General features: G+C 48.9%; 26 protein-coding genes and 4 pseudogenes. 16 read left to right on the forward strand and 14 right to left on the reverse strand.

Annotated elements, in window-relative coordinates:
* Positions 1 to 68: 68 nt before the first annotated feature.
* From FYJ45_RS04260 to FYJ45_RS04275, 4 genes and pseudogenes are all read left to right on the forward strand, one after another.
* Positions 69 to 638 carry a chromate transporter gene (locus FYJ45_RS04260; RefSeq protein WP_025489897.1) on the forward strand — a complete coding sequence of 190 codons (570 nt, stop codon included), beginning with the start codon at positions 69 to 71 and terminating at the stop codon, positions 636 to 638.
* Positions 635 to 1,207, forward strand: a complete 573-nt coding sequence (locus tag FYJ45_RS04265; RefSeq protein ID WP_154463625.1) for a chromate transporter — start codon at positions 635 to 637, stop codon at positions 1,205 to 1,207. Before FYJ45_RS04260 ends, FYJ45_RS04265 begins: the two co-directional genes overlap by 4 nt.
* Positions 1,204 to 2,058 carry a MerR family transcriptional regulator gene (locus FYJ45_RS04270; RefSeq protein ID WP_276891972.1) on the forward strand — a complete coding sequence of 285 codons (855 nt, stop codon included), beginning with the start codon at positions 1,204 to 1,206 and terminating at the stop codon, positions 2,056 to 2,058. The genes FYJ45_RS04265 and FYJ45_RS04270 overlap by 4 nt, the downstream gene beginning before the upstream one ends.
* 178 nt (positions 2,059 to 2,236) lie before the next feature.
* Positions 2,237 to 3,609, forward strand: a pseudogene (locus tag FYJ45_RS04275) (MATE family efflux transporter).
* Positions 3,610 to 3,842: 233 nt separating this feature from the next.
* Here the strand turns inward: FYJ45_RS04275 and FYJ45_RS04280 are convergent.
* Positions 3,843 to 5,162, reverse strand: coding sequence for an alpha-L-fucosidase (locus FYJ45_RS04280; protein ID WP_154463627.1), 1,320 nt, complete (start codon positions 5,160 to 5,162; stop codon positions 3,843 to 3,845).
* A gap of 139 nt (positions 5,163 to 5,301) precedes the next feature.
* On the opposite strand from FYJ45_RS04280, the gene FYJ45_RS04285 reads away from it, so the two are divergent.
* From FYJ45_RS04285 to FYJ45_RS31340, 7 genes and pseudogenes are all read left to right on the forward strand, one after another.
* Positions 5,302 to 6,111, forward strand: coding sequence for a helix-turn-helix domain-containing protein (locus FYJ45_RS04285; protein ID WP_195841652.1), 810 nt, complete (start codon positions 5,302 to 5,304; stop codon positions 6,109 to 6,111).
* 51 nt (positions 6,112 to 6,162) lie between these two features.
* Positions 6,163 to 7,491: a putative ABC transporter permease gene (locus tag FYJ45_RS04290; RefSeq protein ID WP_154463629.1), complete on the forward strand. Its 1,329-nt coding sequence runs from the start codon at positions 6,163 to 6,165 to the stop codon at positions 7,489 to 7,491.
* Between the two features lie 88 nt (positions 7,492 to 7,579).
* Positions 7,580 to 7,894 carry a hypothetical protein gene (locus FYJ45_RS04295; protein WP_154463630.1) on the forward strand — a complete coding sequence of 105 codons (315 nt, stop codon included), beginning with the start codon at positions 7,580 to 7,582 and terminating at the stop codon, positions 7,892 to 7,894.
* A 199-nt stretch (positions 7,895 to 8,093) separates the two neighbouring features.
* Positions 8,094 to 8,558, forward strand: a complete 465-nt coding sequence (locus FYJ45_RS04300) for a spore coat protein CotJB (protein WP_195841653.1) — start codon at positions 8,094 to 8,096, stop codon at positions 8,556 to 8,558.
* The gene (locus FYJ45_RS04305; RefSeq protein ID WP_021639184.1) at positions 8,559 to 9,185 is read left to right on the forward strand and encodes a manganese catalase family protein; all 627 of its coding nucleotides are present in this window, start codon (positions 8,559 to 8,561) and stop codon (positions 9,183 to 9,185) included.
* 51 nt (positions 9,186 to 9,236) lie between these two features.
* Positions 9,237 to 9,356, forward strand: a pseudogene (locus FYJ45_RS32545) (GNAT family N-acetyltransferase); the annotation flags it as partial.
* A 98-nt stretch (positions 9,357 to 9,454) separates the two neighbouring features.
* Complete coding sequence (locus FYJ45_RS31340) at positions 9,455 to 9,580, forward strand: hypothetical protein (protein ID WP_268890904.1); 126 nt, start codon at positions 9,455 to 9,457, stop codon at positions 9,578 to 9,580.
* A gap of 25 nt (positions 9,581 to 9,605) precedes the next feature.
* Here the strand turns inward: FYJ45_RS31340 and FYJ45_RS33040 are convergent, their stop codons facing one another.
* Both FYJ45_RS33040 and FYJ45_RS33045 read right to left on the reverse strand, forming a co-directional pair.
* Positions 9,606 to 9,932 (reverse strand): DUF4872 domain-containing protein, encoded by a 327-nt coding sequence (locus FYJ45_RS33040; protein WP_408609485.1) that lies wholly within the window; start codon positions 9,930 to 9,932, stop codon positions 9,606 to 9,608.
* Between the two features lie 101 nt (positions 9,933 to 10,033).
* Positions 10,034 to 10,429, reverse strand: a pseudogene (locus FYJ45_RS33045) (BtrH N-terminal domain-containing protein); the annotation flags it as partial.
* An 82-nt stretch (positions 10,430 to 10,511) separates the two neighbouring features.
* Between FYJ45_RS33045 and FYJ45_RS04315 the strand changes: the two are divergent.
* Complete coding sequence (locus tag FYJ45_RS04315; RefSeq protein ID WP_154463633.1) at positions 10,512 to 10,682, forward strand: hypothetical protein; 171 nt, start codon at positions 10,512 to 10,514, stop codon at positions 10,680 to 10,682.
* Between the two features lie 85 nt (positions 10,683 to 10,767).
* On the opposite strand, the gene FYJ45_RS04320 is transcribed toward FYJ45_RS04315, so the two are convergent.
* Positions 10,768 to 12,021 (reverse strand): galactokinase, encoded by a 1,254-nt coding sequence (locus tag FYJ45_RS04320; RefSeq protein WP_154463634.1) that lies wholly within the window; start codon positions 12,019 to 12,021, stop codon positions 10,768 to 10,770.
* Between the two features lie 232 nt (positions 12,022 to 12,253).
* On the opposite strand from FYJ45_RS04320, the gene FYJ45_RS04325 reads away from it, so the two are divergent.
* Complete coding sequence (locus FYJ45_RS04325) at positions 12,254 to 13,279, forward strand: AraC family transcriptional regulator (protein WP_154463635.1); 1,026 nt, start codon at positions 12,254 to 12,256, stop codon at positions 13,277 to 13,279.
* Positions 13,264 to 13,485 (forward strand): annotated as a pseudogene (locus tag FYJ45_RS04330) (YdeI/OmpD-associated family protein); the annotation flags it as partial. The gene FYJ45_RS04325 and the pseudogene FYJ45_RS04330, both read left to right, overlap by 16 nt.
* Positions 13,486 to 13,769: 284 nt before the next feature.
* Here the strand turns inward: FYJ45_RS04330 and FYJ45_RS04335 are convergent.
* The 5 genes from FYJ45_RS04335 to FYJ45_RS04350 form a co-directional block, all read right to left on the reverse strand.
* Positions 13,770 to 14,066, reverse strand: a complete 297-nt coding sequence (locus FYJ45_RS04335; protein ID WP_321170204.1) for a GNAT family N-acetyltransferase — start codon at positions 14,064 to 14,066, stop codon at positions 13,770 to 13,772.
* Positions 14,067 to 14,247: 181 nt separating this feature from the next.
* Entirely contained in the window at positions 14,248 to 14,697 is a 450-nt protein-coding gene (gene dtd, locus FYJ45_RS04340; RefSeq protein WP_025489912.1) for a D-aminoacyl-tRNA deacylase, read from the reverse strand.
* A 30-nt stretch (positions 14,698 to 14,727) separates the two neighbouring features.
* Positions 14,728 to 14,904, reverse strand: coding sequence for a hypothetical protein (locus tag FYJ45_RS30325; RefSeq protein WP_235930564.1), 177 nt, complete (start codon positions 14,902 to 14,904; stop codon positions 14,728 to 14,730).
* A gap of 22 nt (positions 14,905 to 14,926) precedes the next feature.
* Positions 14,927 to 15,472 carry a hypothetical protein gene (locus FYJ45_RS04345; protein ID WP_235930565.1) on the reverse strand — a complete coding sequence of 182 codons (546 nt, stop codon included), beginning with the start codon at positions 15,470 to 15,472 and terminating at the stop codon, positions 14,927 to 14,929.
* A 25-nt stretch (positions 15,473 to 15,497) separates the two neighbouring features.
* On the reverse strand, positions 15,498 to 16,832 hold the full coding sequence (locus FYJ45_RS04350; protein ID WP_154463637.1) for an AI-2E family transporter: 1,335 nt from the start codon (positions 16,830 to 16,832) through the stop codon (positions 15,498 to 15,500).
* A 185-nt stretch (positions 16,833 to 17,017) separates the two neighbouring features.
* Here FYJ45_RS04350 and FYJ45_RS04355 point away from each other — a divergent pair, with 185 nt between their 5' ends.
* Positions 17,018 to 17,755 carry a tRNA lysidine(34) synthetase gene (locus FYJ45_RS04355; protein ID WP_154463638.1) on the forward strand — a complete coding sequence of 246 codons (738 nt, stop codon included), beginning with the start codon at positions 17,018 to 17,020 and terminating at the stop codon, positions 17,753 to 17,755.
* Positions 17,756 to 17,818: 63 nt separating this feature from the next.
* Positions 17,819 to 18,871: a tyrosine-type recombinase/integrase gene (locus tag FYJ45_RS04360; RefSeq protein WP_154463639.1), complete on the forward strand. Its 1,053-nt coding sequence runs from the start codon at positions 17,819 to 17,821 to the stop codon at positions 18,869 to 18,871.
* Between the two features lie 52 nt (positions 18,872 to 18,923).
* Here FYJ45_RS04360 and FYJ45_RS04365 read toward each other — a convergent pair whose 3' ends face one another.
* From FYJ45_RS04365 to FYJ45_RS04385, 5 genes are all read right to left on the reverse strand, one after another.
* On the reverse strand, positions 18,924 to 20,198 hold the full coding sequence (locus FYJ45_RS04365) for an ABC transporter permease (RefSeq protein ID WP_154463640.1): 1,275 nt from the start codon (positions 20,196 to 20,198) through the stop codon (positions 18,924 to 18,926).
* Complete coding sequence (locus FYJ45_RS04370) at positions 20,188 to 21,222, reverse strand: ABC transporter permease (protein WP_154463641.1); 1,035 nt, start codon at positions 21,220 to 21,222, stop codon at positions 20,188 to 20,190. The genes FYJ45_RS04365 and FYJ45_RS04370 overlap by 11 nt, the downstream gene beginning before the upstream one ends.
* Positions 21,219 to 21,917: an ABC transporter ATP-binding protein gene (locus FYJ45_RS04375; RefSeq protein ID WP_154463717.1), complete on the reverse strand. Its 699-nt coding sequence runs from the start codon at positions 21,915 to 21,917 to the stop codon at positions 21,219 to 21,221. The genes FYJ45_RS04370 and FYJ45_RS04375 overlap by 4 nt, the downstream gene beginning before the upstream one ends.
* Before the next feature lie 144 nt (positions 21,918 to 22,061).
* Positions 22,062 to 23,207 carry a sensor histidine kinase gene (locus FYJ45_RS04380; protein ID WP_154463642.1) on the reverse strand — a complete coding sequence of 382 codons (1,146 nt, stop codon included), beginning with the start codon at positions 23,205 to 23,207 and terminating at the stop codon, positions 22,062 to 22,064.
* On the reverse strand, positions 23,177 to 23,854 hold the full coding sequence (locus tag FYJ45_RS04385; protein ID WP_154463643.1) for a response regulator transcription factor: 678 nt from the start codon (positions 23,852 to 23,854) through the stop codon (positions 23,177 to 23,179). The genes FYJ45_RS04380 and FYJ45_RS04385 overlap by 31 nt, the downstream gene beginning before the upstream one ends.
* Positions 23,855 to 23,866: the final 12 nt, after the last annotated feature.

Raw genomic sequence — 23,866 nt, forward strand, 5'->3', positions numbered from 1 at the left:
GTTACCAAAGGAACGGCAACACAAATCCGGCCATAAAAATAACAATAAAAGAACAAAGGGGCGCTATCATGGAAAAGAAAAGCAAGGTGCTGAAAAAACTGTTTTTTTCAACCCTGTACTTAAGTACCTTCACCTTTGGCGGAGGGTATGTCATTGTCACACTGATGAAAAACAAGTTTGTTGACGAGCTTCACTGGATTGATGAAGAGGAAATGCTGGATCTGGTGGCAATCGCACAGTCGTCGCCGGGCGCAATTGCAGTAAACGGCGCAATCGTGGTCGGCTACAAGCTGGCGGGGCTTCCGGGCGTGCTGCTTTCCATTCTGGGAGCGATTCTGCCGCCCATGATTATCCTCTCCGCCATATCCTTTTTTTATGACGCCTTCCGTTCCAACCTGATTGTGGGAACCATGCTTAAAGGAATGCAGTCCGGCGTGGCCGCTGTCATTGCTTCCGTGGTTTTTGATATGGGCAGCAATGTGGTAAAGGAAAAAGACTGGCTGAATATCGCAATTATGGCGGCCAGCTTCCTCATCAGCTATCTTTTCGACATCAACGTGGTGCTGATTATCATTGCGGCCGCCATCATCGGCGCTGTGCGTACGCTCCTGCGCGAAAGAAAGGGGGCGAAGGCATGATTTATTTACAGTTATTCTTAAGCTTCCTCCAAATCGGGGCCTTCAGCTTCGGCGGAGGCTATGCTGCCATGCCCCTGATTCAAAGCCAGGTGGTGGATCTCCACGGCTGGCTTACCATGCAGGAATTTACAGACCTGATTACGATCTCCCAGATGACCCCCGGCCCGATTGCCGTGAACTCGGCCACCTTCGTCGGCATCCAGATAGCCGGGCCTTTAGGTGCGCTCGTTGCCACCCTCGGCTGCATCCTGCCGTCCTGTATTTTCGTAACGGCCCTTGCTTATATTTATATGAAATACCGGAAGATGAGCCTGCTCCAGGGCATTCTTGGCTCCCTTCGCCCCGCAGTCGTTTCCCTGATTGCCATAGCCGGCGTGACGATCCTGATTTCCGCAGTCTTCACAAACGGCGCCGTGGAATTCCGGGCAGACAACGTTTCCGTCCGTGCCATTATATGGTTTATCATTGCAGTAATCCTGCTGCGCAAAAAGAAAATGGATCCCATCCTGGTCATGGTTTTGTGCGGCGTATTTGAAACAGTTTGTACACTGGTGATGAAATGGATATAAAAAACCTCTTTACCATAGGCGAAATGGGCGGACTGTTCCGTACAAACATCCGTACCCTGCGTTATTATGATGATATCGGGCTTCTCAAGCCGGAGGTTGTAGACCCCAAAACCGGCTACCGTTACTATTCGGCAAGACAGTTTGAACGCATGAACACCATCAAATACCTACGTAACCTGAACATGCCACTGGATAAAATCAAAGCCTTTTTTGAAAACAGGGATACGCTTGTTATGGAGCAGATCCTGGAAGAACAGCTTCAGGAAACAAGAGCCCAGCTTGCCCGTCTGCAGGCCATAGAACGCAAGCTGACCACCCGTCTGGAGCAGCTAGACTACGCCATGCACGCCCAACTGGACCAAATCCACGCAAGGCACCTGCCCGCCCGTCCCGCCGCCGTCCTCAAAAAAGAAATACGCCAGGGAGAAAACCTGGAATATCCCATCCGGGAGCTGGAACGCACCAGCCAGCTTCCCCCGGCCATGTTCCTGGGAAAGGTGGGTGTCTCCATCCGCCGGGAAAATCTGCTGGCAGGACAATTCGACCGTTTTTCCGCCATTTTTGTCCTGATAGAAGAGGAGGACAACTATAAAGGAGAGACAGCCTGGCTTCCCGAAGGAGACTTCCTCACCATATGGTATGCCGGCACCCATCAGGACTCCGCCATATACTACAAAAAACTCCTTGCCCATATGGACACACTCGGCCTGGAATGCTGCGGCGACTCCGTGGAAATCACATGGATCGATTCCGGTTTCATGGACGACACCGAAAAATACGTAACAGAGCTGCAGCTCCCCGTCCGCGCAAAAGCCCCCCCCATCTTTAACCCATCCTTCCAAAAAACCTGATTCGTAAAAAAAGTAATTGACCCTCCAGCAACTGGAGGGTTTATTTTATCTCATAGGAAAGTTTTCCTGCCAAAGATTCCTGTTTCACATTAAACTACAAAAATTAAAGCAAATATTTACCCACGAAAGACATCATAAATCACAATCTACAACCAAACAAACAATCAGGAGCCAGAAAATGCAAAAAGAAAAAACAATAACAGAAAACAATCTGACCAAAGGAAATGTATTGCGCATACTATTCACGTTCTCCCTCCCCTTCATCGCAGCGAACCTCATCCAGGCGCTATACGGCGCAGTCGATCTGTTCGTCATCGGCAGATACTGCACCCCGGAAAGCGTAGCAGCGGTATCAACAGGCACCCAGGTCACACAGATCATCACCAGCATGATTACCGGCCTCACCCTGGGAAGCACCATCCTGGTGGGAAAATACACCGGCATGCAGGCAGAAGAGGACATAAAGAAAACAATCGGCACCACCCTCACCATCTTTGCCGCAGCCGCACTTATCCTCACAGCCGCCATGCTCCTGGCCACCGACCCCATCCTGAAACTGCTCAAAACACCGGCCCCCTCCTTTGGCCTGGCCCGTACCTACGTAAAAATCTGCTTCTGCGGCATCTTTTTCATCTGCGGCTACAATGCCATCAGCGCCATCCTCCGAGGCTACGGCGACTCCCGCAGACCCATGCTCTTCATTGCCTTATCCTGCGCCCTCAACATCATCGGTGACTTTACCCTCGTAAAAGGAGCCGGCCTCGGCGTAGCAGGAGTGGCCCTGGCCACCATCGGCTCCCAGGCCGTAAGTATGATCGCCGCCATCCTATACCTCAACCACAGACGCTTTATCTTCGCCTTCCGCCTCCAAAACCTCCGCATTGACTGGAAAAAAGCAAAAGAACTCGCAACAGTAGGAATCCCCATATCCCTACAGGAATGCATGGTCAGACTATCCTTCCTCTACCTCACCAGCATCACCAACCGCCTTGGGATCTACGCCGCCTCCGCTGTAGGCGTAGCAAGCAAATACGACGTATTCGCCATGCTCCCCGCCACCTCCATAGCCAAGCCCTGACCGCCATCACCGCCCAAAATTACGGTGCAGGGAAACCCGAACGCGCACGAAAAAGCCTCCTCGCCGGCCTCACCTTTGCCCTCGCAGCCTCCTCCCTGTTCTGGCTCTGGGCACAACTATCCCCTCAGACCATGATAGCCGTCTTCTCCCAGGACCCCGCCATCATAAAGACCGGCATCCCCTTTTTCACCGCCTGCAGCTACGATTACCTGGCAGTCACCCTCGTATTCTGCATGAACGGCTACCTCAACGGCCGCTCCCAGACCATATTCACCATGATAAGCAGCTGCTTCGGCGCCCTGATCCTCCGCATCCCCCTCATATACCTCGTATCCACCCACACCCCCGACAACCTCACCCGAATCGGCTCCATAGCCCCCGCAGTCTCATTTTTCATGGCCGCCTACACCTCCTTATACCTTCTCTACAGCTACCGCCATGAAAAAAGAGCCATGTCCCAATCCACTTATTAATAAAAGAAAATTTACCCACCCTATATTTTCCTTGCCCTTTCTTTCCCTCCCTCGCCCCCACCGCCGACGAAACAGGACGACAGGCTCCGGCAGCCCTCCGGCCCAAACAAGATACCTGGACGGATGTGTTTATCCCGTCCTTCATTCAAAAAGCGCCATTGCGGAAACACATTGCAATGGCGCTTTTTTTACACTATAATTAGCATTGGCAATAACGGCTGCGGCTACCAAATTTACTCCAGAATCAATTCAATTACCGGAACCAGGGTATGCGGCTTTACCGGAGGAAGATACAGAATCAGATCCCCGGCGTCACCATTTTCGTCCTTAGCGGAGAAATGGTCAATTGATCCTTCCGTATAGAGGACTTCGCTTCCGTCATGCAGGAACTGGGCATATTTTACCTTGCCGGCAAGACCGGGCAGACGAAGATGGGCGAAGGGATATGCGAACATATGCAGGTACAGACGGCTTCCGTCCACGCTCTGGGTATAGCGGCAGTCGGCAGGAGCGGTGAACTCCGGCTCGGCCATGGTGCAACCGTAAATGGAACGGCTGTTGTATTTCATCCAGTCCGCGTAAACCTTCAGCGCCTCCTCAGCGCGGTAGTCCAGATATCCTCTTGAGGTAGGGCCTACATTCATCAGCAGGTTTCCGCCGCAGGAGACGGTATTTACAAGCATCCGGATGAGCATTTCCGGGGATTTCCAAGTCTGCTCGTCACGGTAGTATCCCCAGGATCCGGAAAAGGTCTGGCAGGCCTCCCAGGTAACCAGTTCCCCGGTTTCCTGGTGGGTTACCCATTTCACAGGCTGATATTGTTCAGGAGTCCAGAGATCCTGCTCTATGTCCGTACGGTTGTCAATAATGATGTCAGGCTGCAGAGAACGGGCGGTGGCAATCAGCTTGTCAGCCTCCCAGTCGTTTTTCCCCTTGCCCTTCATCCAGGACTGTGCGCCCTCGCCGTCCCTGCCGTCGTAAGAGAAGTCAAACCAGAGAATATCGATCTTGCCGTAATTGGTCAGCAGCTCCGTCACCTGGTTTCTCATGTATTCGGCGTACTTATGCATATCGCGGCCCTGGCTTTGCTCGAAAGCATCCGCATCGTCCCTGCGGGGATGAAGGACGTCGATGGGGAAATCCGGATGATGCCAGTCAATGAGAGAGTAATAGAAGCCCACGCGCAGCCCTTCCGCACGGAATGCGTCCACATACTCCTTAATGAGATCCTTTCCGCAGGGTGTATTGGTGGACTTATAATCCGTATACTGGCTGTCAAAGAGACAGAAGCCTTCGTGATGCTTGGTGGTCATGACCACATATTTCATGCCGGCCGCTTTTGCCTGTCTTGCCCAATCCTCGGGATCATACAGATCCGGATTGAAATATTTGAAATAAAGATCGTAATGCTCCTCGGAAATTTTTTCATTGGTCTTTACCCATTCGTGGCGCGCCGGCATGGCGTAAAGCCCGAAATGGATAAACATGCCGAACCGGTCATGGGTGAACCAGCTGGTGTCTCCGGGAGTTTTGCGTGTTACATAGCTTGTCATGATTCCTCCGTTCCGCCGTAATTTACGGCTATCCTTTTTTGCCTTATTTTTGTCCGGCAGGATATTTTATGGCTTTATTGTAATGAAAAAGGGTAGAAAGGAACATGTCAAAATAGAGAAAAAATATGGAGTTTTCAGCATGATTTACTTAACGAATTCCAGGTTTTTAACGCTGTGGAAATCACTCCGGCTGGAGGTCGCAGACTCCGGCCTTGCCCAGGTGGACACCACCTGGAATATGGTCAATGTCTGCTCCCCCTATTCCCGGCTATACTTCATTTCCCACGGCGGCGGCATCCTCGCCCTGCGCGGCAGGGAGATCCCGTTAAGGGAGGGCTGCGTTTACCTGATCCCGGCAGGCCTTTTATACAATTACCGGTGCGACGCCAGCATGGAGCAGCTTTATTTTCATGTGAATATTACCCAGGTAAACGGCATGGATCTTTTTTATGGCTGCGACAGCGTGTATGAACATTACGCTCCGGCAGAGGATCTGGAAAAAGTGCTTGCGCTTTACCGCTCCCAGCGGATGGAGGATGCATTTCTCCTTCAGGGACTTCTGTGGGAGGAGCTGGGACATTTTATACAAATGGCAGATCTGCAGGAGGCGCAGACAAAAATATATTCCGGTATGGTGGAGCAGGTTTTCCGCCTGGCCCAGAATCCGGTCAGCGCAGGAAACCACGTACGCTCCCTGGCGGACAGGCTGCATGTATCGGAAAGTACGCTCTCCAAACGCTTCCGGGCGGAAACAGGCATGTCCCCCGGCGTTTATCTGGAGCAGCTGGTCATTCAGAAGGCCTGCCGCCTGTTGATAGAAGAGGATAAAAGCATGGCGCAGATAGCGGAGGAGCTGGATTTTTCGGATCAGTTTTATTTTACCAAGTATTTTAAACGGAAAATGCATATGCCGCCCAGCGCCTACCGCAGGCAGATGCGGGGAAACTGATAAAATTACATGCGAGAAAAAACAATACAAAAGACAGGACGGAGAACAGCGATGGTCAACACAATTTTTGAACTGATATGGTACTTTTTTATCTATTCCTTTCTCGGCTGGTGCGCGGAAATCGCTTATGCGGCGGTTAAACATAAAAAATTCCTGAACCGCGGCTTCCTGAACGGGCCGCTTTGCCCGGTATACGGCTTCGGCATGGTGCTGATTCTGATTTTTTTCAGTTCCCTGAAGGGAAGCTTTGTTTTCCTGGCGCTGGGCTGTGCGGTAATGGCGGCCCTGGTGGAATTCTTTACCGGCGCCATCATGGAAAAGGTATTCCATTGCAAATGGTGGGACTATTCCGGTTATAAATATAACCTGGGCGGCTATGTATGCCCGCAGTTTTCCGCAATTTGGGGAATCGGGGCCGCGCTGGCCATCACCTTCCTCCATCCGTTGTTTACGCCGCTGATCGGCATGATCCCCTTATTTCTCGTAAAAACCCTGGCAATCGCCCTCCTTGTGGTCACGGCTGCTGATTTTCTGTCCGTGACCGGCGCCATTCTCAAGATGCAGAGAACCGCTCGCATTGAAGAAATTGCGGCGGGAATGCAGGAGGTTTCCGACAAGCTGGGCGGCGCAATTTTCCGCTGGACACAGAAGCGTATGGCAAAGGCATTCCCCAACCTGGCAAAGGAAGGGGAAAATGCTCTGCCTCAGGCGTTTAAAAGAAAACAGAAGGAAAAAAGCCTGGTATTTGCCGAAGGCTGCAGCTTCCATAAGCTGGTATGGCTGTTTTTTATCGGCGCCTTTCTGGGGGATATTACGGAAACCATATTCTGCCGGATCACCGCAGGCATCTGGATGAGCCGGAGCAGCGTGCTGTATGGGCCGTTCAGCATCGTCTGGGGAATCGGCGTGGTGGTTTTGACAATGATGCTGCATAAGTACCGGGATAAGGACGATCGGTACATATTTATATTCGGTACAATAGTAGGCGGCGCCTATGAATATATATGCAGCGTTTTTACAGAGCTGGTATTCGGCACGGTATTCTGGGATTACAGTAAAATCCCTTTTAACCTGGGCGGCAGAATCAACCTGCTGTACTGTTTCTTCTGGGGTCTGGCCTCCGTGCTCTGGATTAAAAATGTCTATCCCTTCCTCTCTAAGTGGATAGAAAAAATTCCAAAGAAAGCCGGTGCCATACTCAGCTGGCTTTTTCTCGCCTTCATGGTGGTAAACATCGTGCTTTCCGCTATGGCTCTCGGCCGGTACAGCGACAGATATGCGGGAAAACCCGCAGAAAACAGTGTGGAAAGCTTTCTTGACTCCTATTATCCGGATGAACGCATGGAGCGCGTCTATCCGAATGCCATAATTAAGGAGTAGAAGCCGTCAAAAACATCCGCGAAGCTTCTTTCGGGAAGCCCGTCCGGCAGCTGCCTTCTGATGCCAACCATATCCAGAAGCGTCTGGTATGGGCAGATGGCTCAGGCTGCATGGAGAGGGCATTTATGAAACCGATATTATCAAGCCCTATTTTGAAAGAAATGTGAAATACACTGCCAAAAATAATATCCGATATGCTTTTTATCTCTACGATGACTGCGTCCGTCTGCCCCTGCGCGTATACATTACTGCCGCTGAAGACATAAAGAGTGTCAGGCTGATGAGAACCGGCCAGGAAATCCCCTTTAAAAAACAAGGCAGCCAGCTCCTCCTGGATACTACAGACGTAGACAGAAACACAGCCTTTTATGCAGACTGCTTTATCCTGGAAGCTATGCCGTAATATTACAAAAATGACAGCTGCAAATAAGTAATGTATCAAACTCCCAACATAAATACATTCTCCCGGAAGCATACTAAGCTTGTCGGAGGATGTATTTTTTTGTGGTAAAAAGACCCTTTTTTACTTAAAAAAATACAGATTCCGGCGGCATGAAGCTACGAACTCCATGTCATTTTATGCAACAGAAAGGAGTTTTACAATGGATAAAAACGGTAACCAGCTTGCTATTGCAAGCATTTCCTGCCAGAAGTGGAAATCAGTCTATGAACCTGCGGCGGCATTGAGAAAAGGAACCATTTTCCCGGAGCTGAACCTGCCATTTTTTATGGCTGACGACACAGAGGAAATCCCCGCGGGCCAGGGTTTTGACAACGGCGCTGAAGAAAAAAGTACGCAACAGGAGGAAAGAGAACAGCTGCTTTCCAAAATTGACGAAGCCGGCTTTGTGGTAAATGACCTGACACTGTATCTGGATACCCACGAAGAAGATGAGGAAGCCCTCCGCATGTTTGAGGAATATTCCAACCGTAAAGTGCAGCTGACAAAGGAATTCGCACAAAAATTTTACCCGCTTTCCGAAGCAGCCATGGTCCTTTGCGGCAAGGAAATGAAAAAATTCAGCTGGACAGACGGTCCGGCCCCCTGGGAAGGAGCGTGTGTATAAATGTGGGCATATGAAAAAAGACTGCAGTACCCCGTAAAAATTACCAAAACCTGTCCGAAAACAGCACAGCTGATCATCAGCCAGTACGGAGGGCCGGACGGTGAGCTGTCCGCCTCCATGCGTTACCTGGCGCAGCGTTATTCCATGCCGGTAAAGGAAGTGGGCGGCCTTCTTACAGATATTGGTACAGAAGAACTTGCGCATATGGAAATCATCTGCGCCATGGTTTACCAGCTGACGAAGCACCTGACCGTAGAGCAGGCACAGGAAGCCGGCTTTGACGCATATTATATCGATCACACCGCGGCCCTTTGGCCTCAGGCCGCCGCAGGCGTCCCGTTTACAGCACTTGAGTTTCAGTCCAAAGGCGATGCCATTGCGGACCTTACAGAAGACCTGGCGGCAGAACAGAAGGCCAGGACCGTATATGACAACCTGCTGCGCATGATTACCGATCCGGAAGTCAGGGAACCTCTGAAATTCCTGCGTACCAGGGAAATCGTCCATTTCCAGAGATTCGGTGAAGCACTGGAAAAAACAAAGGATAAGCTGGATCCCAAAAACTTTTATTATTTCAATCCTGAATTTGATAAAGAAATGAAGGATAAGAGCAAATTTAAGCTTTAACCCTCGCACCATATCCGAGAAAGGGGCAGTCCTGCAAGCATCAGATGAACGCTACAGTATGCCCCTCTTGAAACTGCCTGGGTACCCATTATCGGTTACAATTATTATTACCTGTATTGCCTGTGGGTATCCGGCACCTGCAAGGGGAAAGGGTATGGGAAAGCCCTGATGGCAAAATTAGGATCCGGCAGACTGACATGCAATTCTTTATCAGGGGAATACTAATCTCAGATAAAATTCAACCCTGTATTCCACATTGGAGAAAATTCATGAAAAGTAAAAAGCCCGGTCTGTTATATGTCCTGTTCAGCTTCAGCACCGCCTGCGCCATGCTTTATCTGTTGGGAGCCCATGCGCTGAGAAAAAGTCTGCTGTATTTTCGCGTTATCTATTGAAAACCGCGTCTTTTTCTGTGCGTGTTCAAAGCTTCGTCAGTTGGCTGTATAAATCATATTCCGCGTCATGCAGCGCCCTGATTTCTTCAGATATATGGAGCAGGAGACCGCTATGCCCTTCTTCAGCCACCTTCCACAGTTCATTTGCCACAATATCCCACTCCTCTGCAATTTCAAAGAAGTGTGAGCCAATTGTCCGGATACGGCTGTTTTCAAGCAGTTCTGCCGCCTCAAGCAAAAATCCGCCGTACATTTTTCTGAAAATCCCGCCGCCGGTCCCCCATCCGCACTTATCTGAAAATAGTTGGTTATTGCCGCCGTCCGCTGCTTTGCCGCATCGAAGGAACCCCATTTTATAATTTCCTTCCCAAATTTTTCAATACCGCAGATTCCCTTCAGCCTGGCCTGGGGATTTAACATTTTATCACACACTGCCATGATACCGCCGAAATGGCTGTCCGGATCCAAGGACATATACGGAAGATATGGCATATCCGCATATATAAGTACCGGCTGGTTGTCATCAATCATTTTCCTGGCCGCTTCAAAGCTCTTGTTGTTATCGCGTCCTTTCCTGAATTTCATCCCCACTCCAAGGCGTTTCGATAATATCCCCTCAAATTCTATTATTTTCGAACGCCCCGATACCATCGGCGAATGGGCCATATTTATGTATGCAAAGTCAAGGCCTTCGCCAAGTCCGAACAGCATTTCCTCCGATAAGGGATGCCCGTAGAAATTAAAGATTTGTTTCATTGCGTTGGTGATGCAGTGCATGCCGCCTGCAGGCTGAAAATTATCCACTGTTTTTTCATTCCTGTTCCCGCTTTCTGTAATGAATACCGGCATTTATTTTCAGATCCGCCGTCTTGATTTTGGTTGCTGAATACAGCATAACGCCTCCTCTGCGCGGGGGAAGGTCAAAGGGCATTTGATTTATCAGGTGTACATTGACGCAGGCCGGCCCATGCAGCGGCTTCAGTTGGAAAAAGAAGGTGTCCCAGTAAAGGATAACAGAGTGGATTTGAAAAAATATGCCTGGGACAATACCATGGAGGATACGCTTTATTTGAAAACATGCTTTGAAGAACAGGGAATATAAAAACATATGCCCGGCGCAGGAAAAAGCATCCGCAAATATAAGTACCGGCTGGTTGTCTGATATTTCCTGCGCCAAGCATATTATTTTACCCCAGATGAATCGCGCCCTGACTGCGGATGGTGACGGGAAAAACATTGTCACATCCCGCATAAGCGGAAATATATTCCCTGTATACATCGGCAGCTTCCCGGGGAAGGATGCACATGATGACACCGGCGAAGCCCCCTCCATGTACCCGGCAGGCCCCTTTTCCGATTTTGGCCAGAAACAGCTCTGTAAGAGCGAGCATTACGCTCACGCTTTGCTCTGCCGGCTCAGAAGGGACACAGCAATTCTGAAGATATTTCCAGGAAGAATTGCCTGACTGGCTGACAAGAGAAAGAAAACCGGGAATATTGCTTTGACCAAGCGCTTCCCTGGCGTCGTCAACCCGTCTGTTTTCTTCAAAAAAATGGATGGCTCGCAGCAGGCTGCGGTCACCGCAGGTTTGCCGGATAGCCGGCGCTTCTATCAGGAGCGATTCCAGGCTGGTTTCAGACAGCTGCTGTTTTCCAAGACAGGAAGCTGCCTTTTTCATCTCCGAAGGGATTTCCGAGTATTCCCGGCTCAGGTTTCCGTGGCCTTTTCCGGTATTTACCAGGATGATTTGATAGCCCTCCTGTTCCAGCGGGAGAGTGAGTTTTTCCACCACCGGATTCTCCTTATCGGAAAAATCAAGAAAGACCGCTCCGCCCACCGCACAGGCCAGCTGATCCATAAGCCCGGACTGCTTTTTCCAGTAATGATGCTCCGCATACTGCCCGATTTTTGCATAGTCAAGGCAGGACATACGGCCTTCATTGAAGAAATGATTGATAATGGCGCAAATCAGCATTTCAAAGGAAGCGGAAGAGCTGACGCCGGCCGCGCTGATTACCTCGGTGGAAATACAGGCATAAAAGCCTTCTACCTTAAAACCAAGGGTACGGCACCCCCGGAAAATACCCGCCAGCAGGGAAAGGGTTCCGTCCCCCTCCGGTACTGCATCCAGATGTCCCAAATCTAAAACAAAGGGCTGTGAAAAGCCCTGGCTTCGCACAATGACACATTCGGAATGATTCGGCCAGGCAGCAGCGATGGTATCCATCCCAATACTGGCCGCAAGCACCTTGCCTCCATTATGATCCGTATGGTTCCCTATTATTTCCGTTCTTCCCGGAGCAGTAAAATATTCGGCTCCCTCCGCATTAAATTCTGTTTTCAGCTGCCGTTCAAGCACAGTGAAGCGGGCAAGGCTCCGGGTTCCTTCGCCATAAACAGCATAGAGCATTTCCTTCAGACTTTCCTTTGATTTACACATTTTTTTCTTTCCTTTCCGTTTTTATCCGGGCGCCCTTTACAGTTATTATTATAGCGTTTTTAGTTATATACTCCTTAAAAATTCTGCGCATTATAAGGAATATATTGCGCAGAATATAAAATAATAATTGCATTGCCAGTCTGATAATGCTATCCTTCTTATAAGAAGGTTGTAAGTAGGGAATGTGGGCAGATTGCAGAAGGAACAGTCCCTTGCACGGACAGGAGAGCAGATGGACAGGCAGGAAGAAAAAACACAGATAATCACCAACCCCTCCGGCCAGGAATTAAAGGAGCACGGAAGCTATCGATTTCCTTTCCTAGTCAGCAGGGAAAGGCTTTCCCGCTATGAGACAGGCTCTTTTCTCTGGCACTGGCATACGGAAATTGAATTTACGCTGGTAACGGACGGATGCATGATTTATCAGATAAATGACAGCAGCATCAGCCTGAATGAAGGAGACGCCCTGTTCGGCAATTCAGGAACGCTCCATTCGGCGCACAGAGCGGATGAAGGAGACTGCCGCTACATTTCCATTACCTTTTCTCCCAGGCTGCTCTATGGCTATGAAGGCAGCCTGCTCCAGGAAAAGTATGTGGAACCTCTGATCCATAATTCCGGCCTGGCTTTTCTGCATTTTCACAGAAAAGAATTTTTTCACGGCAAAGAAAATTATTATGGCAAAGAAAGCTTTAACAGAGAAGAGAGCTGGCATGGGGAGGTAATAGAAGGTCTCCGGCGGATTACCGCCGTATATGAAGAAAAGAAGCCATTATATGAACTGCGCTTGCAAGAGGAGCTGCTTCACATCTGGAGACTGATGCTGGAGCACTGCTGCCTGGACAAAGTCTGTAACAGTAATGGAAGGGATGAAAAAAATTATGAAAGGATCCGCAGAATGATTACCTTCATCCAGGAAAATTACCAGCAGAAGCTGGAGCTGGATGATATCGCCCGGCATGTGCACCTGTGCAAAAGTGAATGCTGCCGTATTTTCAAACGATATATGAAGGAATCTCTGTTTGACTATTTACTGAAGTACAGAATTGAACAGAGCCTCCCTGATATTCTGGCAGGAGAGGAGAGTCTCACGGAAATTGCCCTGCATTCAGGTTTTGCGGATTCCAACTATTTTTCCAAAGTTTTTCACAGGCTGAAGGGCTGTTCTCCCCGGGATTACCGCAAAAAAATCTATCATTTTAAATCAGTTCCAGAAAAATCAGATCCGGAAAAGGAGATATCATGGACGACAATATAATGAAATTTGCCAACAGAACAGAATTCAGGGCCTGGCTGGAGGAAAACTGTCAGACAGCCAGCGGCATATGGCTGCTGTTTGGCAAAGCGGGCGGGCCTGAAACGCTGACGGCCGGCGAGGCACTTGAAGAAGCACTTTGCTTTGGCTGGATTGACGGTCAGATGCAGAAAATTGACGATAAGAGTTATAAAAAATATTTTTCCACAACGGCTGAATAAAAACCTGAAGCCCATGTAAACAGGGATGCCTGGTGCCTGTCATTTCTCCTGTATTACGTGGACTGCATTTTTAGCTTTTGTTCTTTTAAATGATTAATTACATAGAAGAGCATCATAGCTTACAAATAGGACTATTCGCAAAACACAAGTTTAACGAATAGATAGTGCTTTTTAACACATAAATACGCTTTCAATCGTCCTTTCCCATTTTCTGCCTGCCAAAATAGTCCTCTGCAAGAATTGCGTAATTCACCTTAACAAAGATACCGCGGTTACACAGGCAGGCCTGGCGCATAGTGCCCTCGTGCAAGTTCAATTTGTTTAAGCCGATCCTCCGAGTGCATGCCGAAGAACCTGCCGATGACATCGCCGGATGCTTTCAGCTGGATTGCCCAGCTGTATCTGGAATATGCGCCCAGCCATTCCTCAGTAAACATCTCCGCAGTCTTAACAACATCTTCAGTGGTTTTCATAGGCTTATAATTTGTCCACTGCCAAACCTCAGGCTTGCTCCAGCAGTTATTAAAAACCGGCTCAAGATCGTCAATAGTAAACCGGCGAAGGATAATGAGTTATTGTCAATACAGAATCCTCCCGGAAAATAATTTGTGTGCCAAGAAGTTTAACGAAATGTTGCAATGCGAAATCTCCGGCGCGCAATTGATTATAAACAGCAAAATATAACAATTCACGCAAAAGGTTTACATAACAATATTATGTAAACCTTTTGCATGAATTTCCCCGTCCTGTTTACATCAGCTCCTCTGAATCAAGCACAACAGTAAACGGCCCGTCATTCACCAGTTCTATTTTCATATGCGCACCAAAAATTCCACACTGCACATTACCGCATTCCTTACGGCATTCTTCAATAATATATTCATACAGCTGCTTTGCATGTTCCGGCGCCCCTGCCTTCACAAAAGACGGCCTGTTACCCTTTCTGCAGTCGGCATACAGGGTAAACTGGGAAACGAGCAAAAGGCTGCCGTTTACGTCCTTGAGCGCCAGATTGGTTTTTCCGTTTTCATCTTCAAAGATTCTGAGGTTCAGCATTTTACGAAGCATTTTATCGGCAACAGCCTCCGTATCGGTATCAGTTACACCGATAAGCACCAGGAAACCGTTCCTGATGGCTCCAACAGTTTCTCCTTCCACAGAAACGCTGGCGCCGGTTACTCTTTGAATCACAAATTTCATGATGTATAATCTCCTGTATGTAATATTCATTTATTCCGGAACAATGACTTGCCCAATCCGTTCATCAATACGGCGTACAACGCCCTGGGTATAGGCGGCAAAATATTTGGACCAGAATCTATCGGCTGTTGGGTTTATACTTTCAAAATCTACGCCAAGGCGCGTATATCCTTCTTTTTCCAGAATGTCCACAGCATAGTCCAGCAAATTTTGATACAGTCCTCTTCCCCTATATTCCGGCAGACAAAATGCGCCTGTAACAGCTTTCCAGCCTGCGGTTCATAAATCCGCCGCAACGTATCCAACTGCTGCATTGTATCCAACCGCTGCATTGTCCGGATTGAATCCACGCAGCGCAGGCCGAATCCATAACGGAAAAACTGCCCCAAGGCAGCTTCATCATGGGCATAAAGGCAGACCGCATGGCTGTACGCTCCCGCCTGCACCCACTTAAACGCAGCGTACTGATACAATGCGGCATAGATTGCGGCCCTGTTTTCCAAAACGGAGCATTGGCCAGCATAGGTGAAAAAACACCTTTCACATCCGTGGATCGAAATACATTATCAAAAGGGGCAACCGAACACAAAAAGCCAACCAACCGCCCATTTTCAAGGGCGGCTGCCCCCATATGATTGTCTGCAAAGTCTTTCAGGGCCGGCACCGAATGGATTTCCGGCAGAGCCGGAACCTCTCTGCGCTCCTCATCATAGCAGGACAGCGCCAGCGCCTCCGCCTCCGGAATGTGCTCATATCTGAAATCTGTAATTATCATAATTAATTAAACCATCTCTTTCAATTCACTTATCTTCCCTGTCGTCATCCGTTCCCTTCACAGAAGACTCTGAAGCGGACCCTGCCTTCTCCGCCGGCTTGCCATCCGCATTTTCCGGCTGGTAAGGAACGAATTCCCTGCTGCCTTCTTTAATACTTCCCAGGTTTTTATATTCGTCCGTTTCTGTAGGCAGATTCTTTTTCTTCAGATTACGGTTGATGCGGCGCCTGCACAAAGCATAAATTACGGCAAAGGTCGGAACACCGATTACCATTCCGGGAACTCCCATGATACCGCCGAACAGGGTGATCGAAAAGATTACCCAAAAGCTGGAAAGCCCCGTGGAATCGCCAAGAATTTTGGGTCCGAGGATATTGCCGTCAAACTGCTGCAGAATCAGGATAAAAATCAGGAAATAGAGACACTGCATCGGATCGATCATCAATATCAGGACCGCACTGGGAATGGCGCCCAGATAGGGCCCGAAAAAGGGAACGATATTGGTAACGCCGATAATAACGCTGATAAGCACGGGGTAAGGCGTACCCATAATACTGGTTCCTGCAAAACAGAGAATTCCGATAATCAGGGAATCCAAAAGCTTGCCGCTGATAAAACCGCCGAAGGTGCGGTGCACGAAACGGATGTCTTCAATAAAAGCATTGGCACGCTTGATATCCATGGCCGCATACACAGTTTTCTTTGCCTGTCCGAAAAATTTTTCCTTGCTCCCCATGATGTATACCGAAATAATCAGACCGATTATCAGGTTCCACATGGCCTTCAGAAGGCTGAACGCGTAGTTGGAAACCACCTTGAGTACGGCGTTCATCTGAGGCAGCAGGGTTTCATTCATCCAGTTTTTCAATTCAGGTGTATATGTGCTGATGAGATCGTTGATAAAAGTCTCCACATCAGGGTTGTCCGCCAGGACCTTTTCCAGCCAGACGGTAAGGTTGTTCACATATACGGGAAATTGAAATACAATGCTCTGTATACTCTTGAATAACTGAGGAAGCACCATGGAACAGAATGCGTAAATGATAAAAACAACAAACAGCAAGGTAAGCGTAATGGCGGACATTCGCAGCATTTTACGCTGCTTTTCAGTCATATCCCCTCGCTTTTTCTTGAAAATGTATTTAAGAGCCTTATGTTCAATAAAATTCAGAACCGGAGTGAGCAGGTAGGCAAGAATCAGGCCATCGATGATGGGCATGGAAATAGCGATGATTTTGGAGACTCCGTCCTTGAAATTGGCGCCCCGGAACATCAGGAAAAAGAGGCATATGCTGGCTCCTATGACCAGAAGGGCCGTGATGCCCCAATAGAGATATTTTTTGTCCCAGCGGAATTTCATAATTGCATGGTCTCCTTTTGTTTATGTATTGTCGGCAGGAACCCGGATATAGGTGTGCACGATATCTATTATATAACACCCGCATTAAAAAATTAAGCAAAATTAATGAAATTTCTCTAAAATAATTGTATAATATCTATTCAGGATTTATAAAGAGACACGCTATACAAAAGAAAGGATGATTTATGAGACTGCAACAGGTTTTAAGCTATGTCCGCAAGGCTGTGGATGATTACCATATGATCGCCGACGGGGATAAAATTGCGATAGGTATTTCCGGAGGAAAGGATTCCCTGACGCTTTTATATGCGCTGCACGGCCTGCGCCGCTTTTATCCGCAGAAGTTCGATATCCATGCGGTGACTGTGGATCTGGGCTTCGGCAATCTGAATTTAAGCCGTATTGAAAGCATCTGCGCCGACGAACTGCAAATTCCATATACCATTGTGAAAACGGATATTGCAGATATTATTTTTGAGCAGAGAAAAGAGTCCAATCCCTGCTCCCTTTGTGCTAAAATGAGAAAAGGAGCCTTAAATGAGGCCATCAAGAAGGAGGGCTGCAATAAGGTTGCCTATGCCCATCATAAGGACGATGTGGTGGAAACCATGCTGATGAGCCTGATTTACGAAGGCCGCTTCCATACCTTCAGCCCGGTCACCTATCTGGACCGGATGGATTTGACGGTGATAAGGCCGCTCATGTATATGAATGAGGCGGATGTCATCGGCTTTGTGAATAAGAACCAGATCCCTGTGGTAAAAAGCCCCTGTCCCGCCGACGGCTATACCAAACGGGAATATGTGAAGCAGCTGCTTAAGAAACTGAACCAGGAAAATCCCGGCGTAAAGCAACGCATGTTTACAGCCATCCAGGACGGCGGAATGGCAGGCTGGCCGCCGCCGGACACCAGCCGCAGGTAACAATCGTACCACCATTCCACAAAGATCATGACAACGGAGGGACTGCAGCGGAGGAAAAAGAAAATGGCAGAGAATAAAAACTATCATGACGAATTAAATAAAAAAAATATACTGAAGCTCCGGGAGCTGCTCGCTGCTCTCCCGCCCTTCTGCAAACAGTTTTTCCGCGGGATCGAGGATACCACGGCATCCAGGACGCGAATCGCCTACGCCTATGATTTGGGCGTCTTCTTTGAATTCATCCACGAGACGAACGGCGTATACCGGAAAAAGGATATCGTTGACTTTCCGCTGTCCATTCTTGATGAAATCGGCAGGGAGGATATTGAAGAATACATGGAATACCTCTCCTATTATGTGAAGGACGGCGTGGAGTATACGAATGACGAACGAGGAAAAAAGAGAAAGCTGGCCTCCCTGCGCAGCTTTTACAATTACTATTACAGAAATGAGCTGATAGAAAATAATCCTGCCGTTCTGGTGCCTCTTCCCAAGCTTCACGACAAGGAAATCATCCGTATGGACCCAAATGAAGTGGCAGTCCTTCTGGATGAGGTGGAGGACGGCGGCAGGCTGACAAAAAACGAACAGCGCTACCACAACAAGACAAAAACCAGGGATCTGGCGCTGCTGACGCTTCTTCTCGGCACCGGAATCCGTGTGTCCGAATGCGTGGGCCTGGATATCCAGGATGTGGATTTTGACAACCAAAGGCTGAAAGTGCGCAGGAAGGGCGGCTACGAGGATATCGTTTATTTCGGTGAAGAGGTGGAGGATGCCCTTTATGATTATCTGGAAGAACGTGAGCGCATTATTCCTCTGAGCGGTCATGAGAACGCTTTTTTCCTGTCCATGCAGAACCGCAGAATTACAGTCCGCAGCGTGGAGAATCTGGTGAAAAAATATGCCTCCAGGGTAACCACCCTGAAAAAAATCACCCCTCATAAGCTGCGCAGTACCTACGGCACCACCCTGTACCAGGAAACCGGGGATATTTATCTGGTTGCCGACGTACTTGGACATAAGGATGTGAATACCACAAGAAAGCATTATGCCGCCATGCAGGATGAAAACAAACGCAAAGCGGCCAAAGCCGTAAAATTAAGGGAACCGTAACCGTCGCGGTTCCCTTAATTTATGGTGCGCCTGACTTAAATGGCATTTCACATCAGGAAAAACGTATCCTGTCGATCAGGCTCTGCTTCCGGAAGCTGCACGCCAGAATCCAGGTCATGAGCAGCTGGATTGCCGCTATGGCAATAAAAAGAACCAGCGTCTGCGTATATGGATAATGGTAGCTTACGATACTTAAAAAACCTGAATCCTTTGCTTTTACGTAAAACACATAGCCAAACAGGCTGCCAAAGGCTGTGGAAAAAGCGAGGGAGCCAAGCGTATAGAACAGTCCCTCCAACCGGAACAGCCGTGACAGCTGTTTTTCCGACATGCCCAGCGCCTGCATCATTCCCAGCTCACGTCTGCGGACATAAACACTGTTGGTCATGGTGTTTATCAGGTTCATAATACAGATTCCGCCCAGGATAGAAAGGAACAGATAACATATGGCCGAGGTGAAGCCGGAAAGCTCGGCACGTTCCGCAAGCTCTTCTTCAAAAGTTCTCAGCCTCAGGAACTGGTTTCCCTGAGCCATCTGACGCAGCTGCGCCTCTGCCGCCTTTAACTGTCCGGGTTCCGCCTGGATGGACCAGTGATACGTCTGATTGTTTACACACAGCTTTTCCAGCACTTCGGAAGGTACCATAAAGGGCGCATAGAAGTTCAGGTAAACCGGCGGTTCTGCAATTGCCGCGACAACGAAGGTCTTCGGAATCTGTCTGCCGCCGTCCTCTATCAGCATGGAAATCCTGCTGCCGATCTGCCATTCCGGAGACCAGTTATAGGCTTTTTTGTTCAGTATTATTTTATCCCCGTCAAGTAGCTCTTCATAGGAAACCTTACCCTGAATCACCGATTTTTCCATGGCATCTGCCAACTCTTTGGGAACGCCGGAGACAGAGGTAGACCAAAGCTCATCCCCGTCATATACATCCGTCAGCAATACATCGGTACTCAGCTGGCGGATCAGCTTTGTAACCCCGGGAATGCTTCGCACCTGCTCTTCCAGCGCGGCATCCAGCGGATTGTCCTGCTGAATGGATGTCCATTCGAATTCAGGACGCATTTTATCACCGGAAACGGAATAGATGGAAAGCTCAAAATCGTACAAAATCCGGTCATGGGCGATTTCGGAAGGATTGGCGCAGGAAAGGACGGCGGATACCGACAGAAATAAAACTCCTGTCACACTGAGTGCGGCAAGCGTGATCATAGTCCGTTTCCGGTTGCGTGACAGATTGGCCCTGACAAGACGGAAAAGGCTGATATCCGCATAACCTTTGCGCTGCTTTGCTTTCGTCCGACAGCCGGGACCATCATAACGCATGGCTTCCACCGGCGATAAAGGCGCCGTAGGATGCCCCTGTCCCCGTCAGCAGTCCCACAGGGATGGCCAGAAGCGCAGTCAGCATTCCTTCCCTGAAAACAATGCTGCGAACCTGCTTTGAGGTAGCCCCCAATGCTTTCAGTTTTCCGTATTCCTGTACCTTGTACATGGTAGATACATAGTAAATACTGTAAATCGTAATAATGCCCGCAAGTACAACGATAATAAGAACCACTGCAATAGCGGAATAAAAGGTCGGATCAATATAGTTCGCTAACAGATAAGGGGAATTTTCGGAAATATTGCCTTTGGGAATGGAAAAAGCTTCAGCGATGTTTTCCCCCTTCTGAATAATCGCATCCGTGGTGTAGGACCGTGCATTTGAAAAACGGACCATAACCCTGTACAGCCGTTCTGACGCAGGAAGCAGTTCCCTGACAAACGGCTCTGACACAAGAGCGGAATACAGCCGGTTATCTTCTTCAGCTTCCGGCGTAGGCAAAATACCGCATATGGTAAAGGTATACTCCTGCTCAAAGCCAAGCCCATGGGCTTCTATCGGCTGGATAGGCAGTGTTATCTCATCTCCGATATCCGCTGAACCAGAAATGGAAAAGGCCTGCAGCATGCCCCGGGAAACAGCGATCTCATTTTTTTCAACAGGGAAACTGCCGCTTTCCAAATCTATCCTGCCAAGCTCCCTTCCTGTTTCATCCAGGTATATCAGCCGGCATATGGTATCTTCCTTCCGTATCTGTGCCGTATCCTGCCTCAGCCCCAGCTTCTCAATATCTGCGCTGCGCGCCAGCTCTGCGGCAGTCTGTTCCGGGACATCACGGTACATGATTTGATAAGTCGGGTACAGCTGATTGGCCGCATGGAACTGAAACCGGATCACGCCGCTTCCCAGAGTGGTAATGGAAAAAATAAGGAATGCGGTGAGCATGATGGCGATCCCGGTGAGAAGGTTCCTCCCCCTGTTCAATTTCAGGTTCGCACAGGCGGTTGCATTGATGGTATTCATTCGCTCACCACCTTCCCGTCTCCTATAATCAGGATGCGATCCGCCATTTGAGCGATAGTTTCATCATGAGTAATGACCACAAGCGTCTGACAGTAATCATTAACACAGGATTTCAGGAGTGCGATTACCTCCAGCTCCGTTTTGGAATCCAGATTGCCGGTAGGTTCGTCGGCAAGTATGATGGCCGGCCGGGCCGCCAGGGCGCGCGCGATGGCAACCCGCTGCTGCTGTCCGCCGGACAGAGTGTTTGGAAGCGCCCTGAGTTTATCCTGGATACCAATACGTTCCACAATGGAAGAAACAAACTCCTTATCAGCCTTCTTTCCGTCAAGTCCTATGGGCAGAACGATATTTTCCCATACATTCAGGGAAGGAACCAGATTGTAATCCTGGAAAATGAATCCTATTTTCCGCCGCCGGAATCTGGCCAGTTCTTCATCCTTCAGGCAAGAAATATCCTGTCCTTCAATCAAGACATTCCCGGAATCAGGACGGTCGAGTCCGCCGAGCATATGCAGAAGCGTACTTTTTCCCGAGCCGGAACGCCCTACAATCGCCGTAAATTCTCCCCTTTGCAAATCCAAAGAGGTATGGTCAATGGCCCGGACCAGATTTTCACCGCTTCCATAATATTTTACAAGATCCCTGGTGAGCACGATGGGATAGCGCTGCCCCTCCGGCTGCTGTCCCGCCATCTGCCGGCTGTCCTTGTCTGATTGCAAATGTTTCATAAACAGTCATCCTTTCTGTGTTATCCTTTATCATTCCATCATAGCCCCCGATTCTTACAGAAGGATTGCAAAAAGAATAACAAAATTGTAAGAATGACACGGATTATTCTATTTATCATCTGCTATGCCAAACCGGCGTTTGGGCAGCGTAAGCTGAAAGATGGAGCCCTTTTTCCCTTTCTTAACACGAATGGTTCCGCCCTGTTCCTCAAGGATTTTCCGGGTCAGGTAAAGTCCCACCCCGCTCCCCTCCTCCTGCCTGACCTGCAAAGAAGCCCCGCGGTAAAAGCGCTGGAATATATGGGAATACTCACTTGCGGGAATGCCTATTCCTTCATCCTCCACCTCTATAAAAATGTAACTCACCACAGGTATCACCCGTATTTCGATATGGCTGCCGGAAGGAGAATATTTAATCGCATTGTCCAGCAGGTTAATCAGGGCTTCCTGGGTCCATTTGGGATCATGGGGAAGCACGAAGTCCGTAAAGTCATTCAGTTCTATGGATATCTCTTTCCGGAACGCCTTCATGTAAACTCTGTTTACCGACTGGATGATAGTATCCTTCAGACCGGAATCCACCGGCTGTATACATATCATATGGGCTTCCAGGCGGGAAAGCTGCAAAAAGGTATCCAGCAGGTTCTCAATTTTCAAAATTTCCGCAAAGCCCTGCTTCACGAAGCTTCGCTGTTCCTCAAATGTCAGGCTCTCGGTATCTGCCAGCTCATAGCTCATTTTCAGAGAGGCCAGCGGATTTTTCAGCTGATGGGAAATATCTGTAATCAACGCCTTGGTCTTTCCTTCCTCTTTACGTAATCTGTCCGTGACAAGCTGATTTTTTTCTTCCTGCGTCCGCATCTTTTGCTTCAGCTCCTGATACTCGTCCTCCAGCCTGCGGCGGCGCACATCACTGCTCCTGAGAGCCAGAAAGCACAGAACGCCGGCAGTACCTGAAAGAACGCAGAACAAGAAAAAATATCTGCCAACCAATAAAGTCGCAGACCTGTTGAAAGCATGATAACCATAACGTTTTTCCAGTTCCCGTCCTGCCTGGTAATAAAAATCCCGACGGTTTATTTCATCCAGGAATTCTCCGGCCTGCTCCGGCGCCTGGGCGGACATAAACCCAAGAAGCATGCGTTCCCTTTTTTCCAGATTCCAGGCGAGAGAGCCAAAAAGGAGCAGACAGCCCATAGCAAGGGCTGCCGCCGCCGTAAGGCTCAGAATTCTTTTGTTACGGAATTTGTCCATAGATACCCCATCCCCCTGACATTTTGAATGAAATCCCCGCCAAGCTTCCCGCGCAGCCTGCTGATATTGACCGGTACGGTATTGTCGTCTACGAATTGACCGTCCTGCCCCCAAACCGCATCCAGAAGCTGTTCCTTTGTGAGAATCTGTCTGGGATTTTCCATAAAATACGCCAGCAGCAGCCATTCCTTTTTGCTCAGTTCCACAGAGACATCCCCCTGCCATACCTTCATTTCCCGGTAATCAAGACAGATATCGCCGGAAGAAAGACGACAGCCGGCCGGTGTTTCCACACGCTTCATCAGGGCATTTACCTTGGAAAGAAGTATGATCAGGCTGAAAGGCTTGGTAATATAATCATCCGCACCGATATCATAACCGTTTACAATATCAATTTCCTGATTCAGCGCGGTGAGGAAAATCAGGTATACGCTGCTGCTTTTTCTTACCTCACGGCCAAAATCCAGTCCGCTGCCGTCCGGAAGAGTGATGTCACTTATGATCAGTGATACCTCATTCTCATGAAACAGCCTGCGTGCCTGGGAAATATGAAAGGCTGGCAGAACACGGTAGCCTTCCTTTTCCAGCCTCAGTGAAATGCCTCTGTTCAGATTTTCATCATCCTCCAAAAGTAAGATTGTTTTCATAAATAGCTTCTT

It is taken from the genome of Eisenbergiella porci, from assembly GCF_009696275.1.
GTDB classification, from domain to species: Bacteria; Bacillota; Clostridia; order Lachnospirales; family Lachnospiraceae; genus Eisenbergiella; species Eisenbergiella porci.

Bases quoted from the DNA above. Each gene is read 5' to 3' on its own strand.
- FYJ45_RS04305 (WP_021639184.1), top strand. From the start codon at position 8,559: ATGTGGGCATATGAAAAAAGACTGCAGTACCCCGTAAAAATTACCAAA.
- dtd (WP_025489912.1), bottom strand. From the start codon at position 14,697: ATGAAATTTGTGATTCAAAGAGTAACCGGCGCCAGCGTTTCTGTGGAA.
- FYJ45_RS04265 (WP_154463625.1), top strand. From the start codon at position 635: ATGATTTATTTACAGTTATTCTTAAGCTTCCTCCAAATCGGGGCCTTC.
- FYJ45_RS04385 (WP_154463643.1), bottom strand. From the start codon at position 23,854: ATGAAAACAATCTTACTTTTGGAGGATGATGAAAATCTGAACAGAGGC.
- FYJ45_RS04285 (WP_195841652.1), top strand. From the start codon at position 5,302: ATGATTTACTTAACGAATTCCAGGTTTTTAACGCTGTGGAAATCACTC.
- FYJ45_RS04360 (WP_154463639.1), top strand. From the start codon at position 17,819: ATGGCAGAGAATAAAAACTATCATGACGAATTAAATAAAAAAAATATA.
- FYJ45_RS04370 (WP_154463641.1), bottom strand. From the start codon at position 21,222: ATGAATACCATCAATGCAACCGCCTGTGCGAACCTGAAATTGAACAGG.
- FYJ45_RS33040 (WP_408609485.1), bottom strand. From the start codon at position 9,932: ATGGGGTTCCTTCGATGCGGCAAAGCAGCGGACGGCGGCAATAACCAA.
- FYJ45_RS04280 (WP_154463627.1), bottom strand. From the start codon at position 5,162: ATGACAAGCTATGTAACACGCAAAACTCCCGGAGACACCAGCTGGTTC.
- FYJ45_RS04350 (WP_154463637.1), bottom strand. From the start codon at position 16,832: ATGAAATTCCGCTGGGACAAAAAATATCTCTATTGGGGCATCACGGCC.
- FYJ45_RS04375 (WP_154463717.1), bottom strand. From the start codon at position 21,917: ATGGCGGGACAGCAGCCGGAGGGGCAGCGCTATCCCATCGTGCTCACC.
- FYJ45_RS04295 (WP_154463630.1), top strand. From the start codon at position 7,580: ATGGGCAGATGGCTCAGGCTGCATGGAGAGGGCATTTATGAAACCGAT.
- FYJ45_RS04300 (WP_195841653.1), top strand. From the start codon at position 8,094: ATGGATAAAAACGGTAACCAGCTTGCTATTGCAAGCATTTCCTGCCAG.
- FYJ45_RS04325 (WP_154463635.1), top strand. From the start codon at position 12,254: ATGGACAGGCAGGAAGAAAAAACACAGATAATCACCAACCCCTCCGGC.
- FYJ45_RS04355 (WP_154463638.1), top strand. From the start codon at position 17,018: ATGAGACTGCAACAGGTTTTAAGCTATGTCCGCAAGGCTGTGGATGAT.
- FYJ45_RS04260 (WP_025489897.1), top strand. From the start codon at position 69: ATGGAAAAGAAAAGCAAGGTGCTGAAAAAACTGTTTTTTTCAACCCTG.
- FYJ45_RS04365 (WP_154463640.1), bottom strand. From the start codon at position 20,198: ATGCGTTATGATGGTCCCGGCTGTCGGACGAAAGCAAAGCAGCGCAAA.
- FYJ45_RS31340 (WP_268890904.1), top strand. From the start codon at position 9,455: ATGAAAAGTAAAAAGCCCGGTCTGTTATATGTCCTGTTCAGCTTCAGC.
- FYJ45_RS04290 (WP_154463629.1), top strand. From the start codon at position 6,163: ATGGTCAACACAATTTTTGAACTGATATGGTACTTTTTTATCTATTCC.
- FYJ45_RS04345 (WP_235930565.1), bottom strand. From the start codon at position 15,472: ATGATAATTACAGATTTCAGATATGAGCACATTCCGGAGGCGGAGGCG.
- FYJ45_RS04320 (WP_154463634.1), bottom strand. From the start codon at position 12,021: ATGTGTAAATCAAAGGAAAGTCTGAAGGAAATGCTCTATGCTGTTTAT.
- FYJ45_RS04380 (WP_154463642.1), bottom strand. From the start codon at position 23,207: ATGGACAAATTCCGTAACAAAAGAATTCTGAGCCTTACGGCGGCGGCA.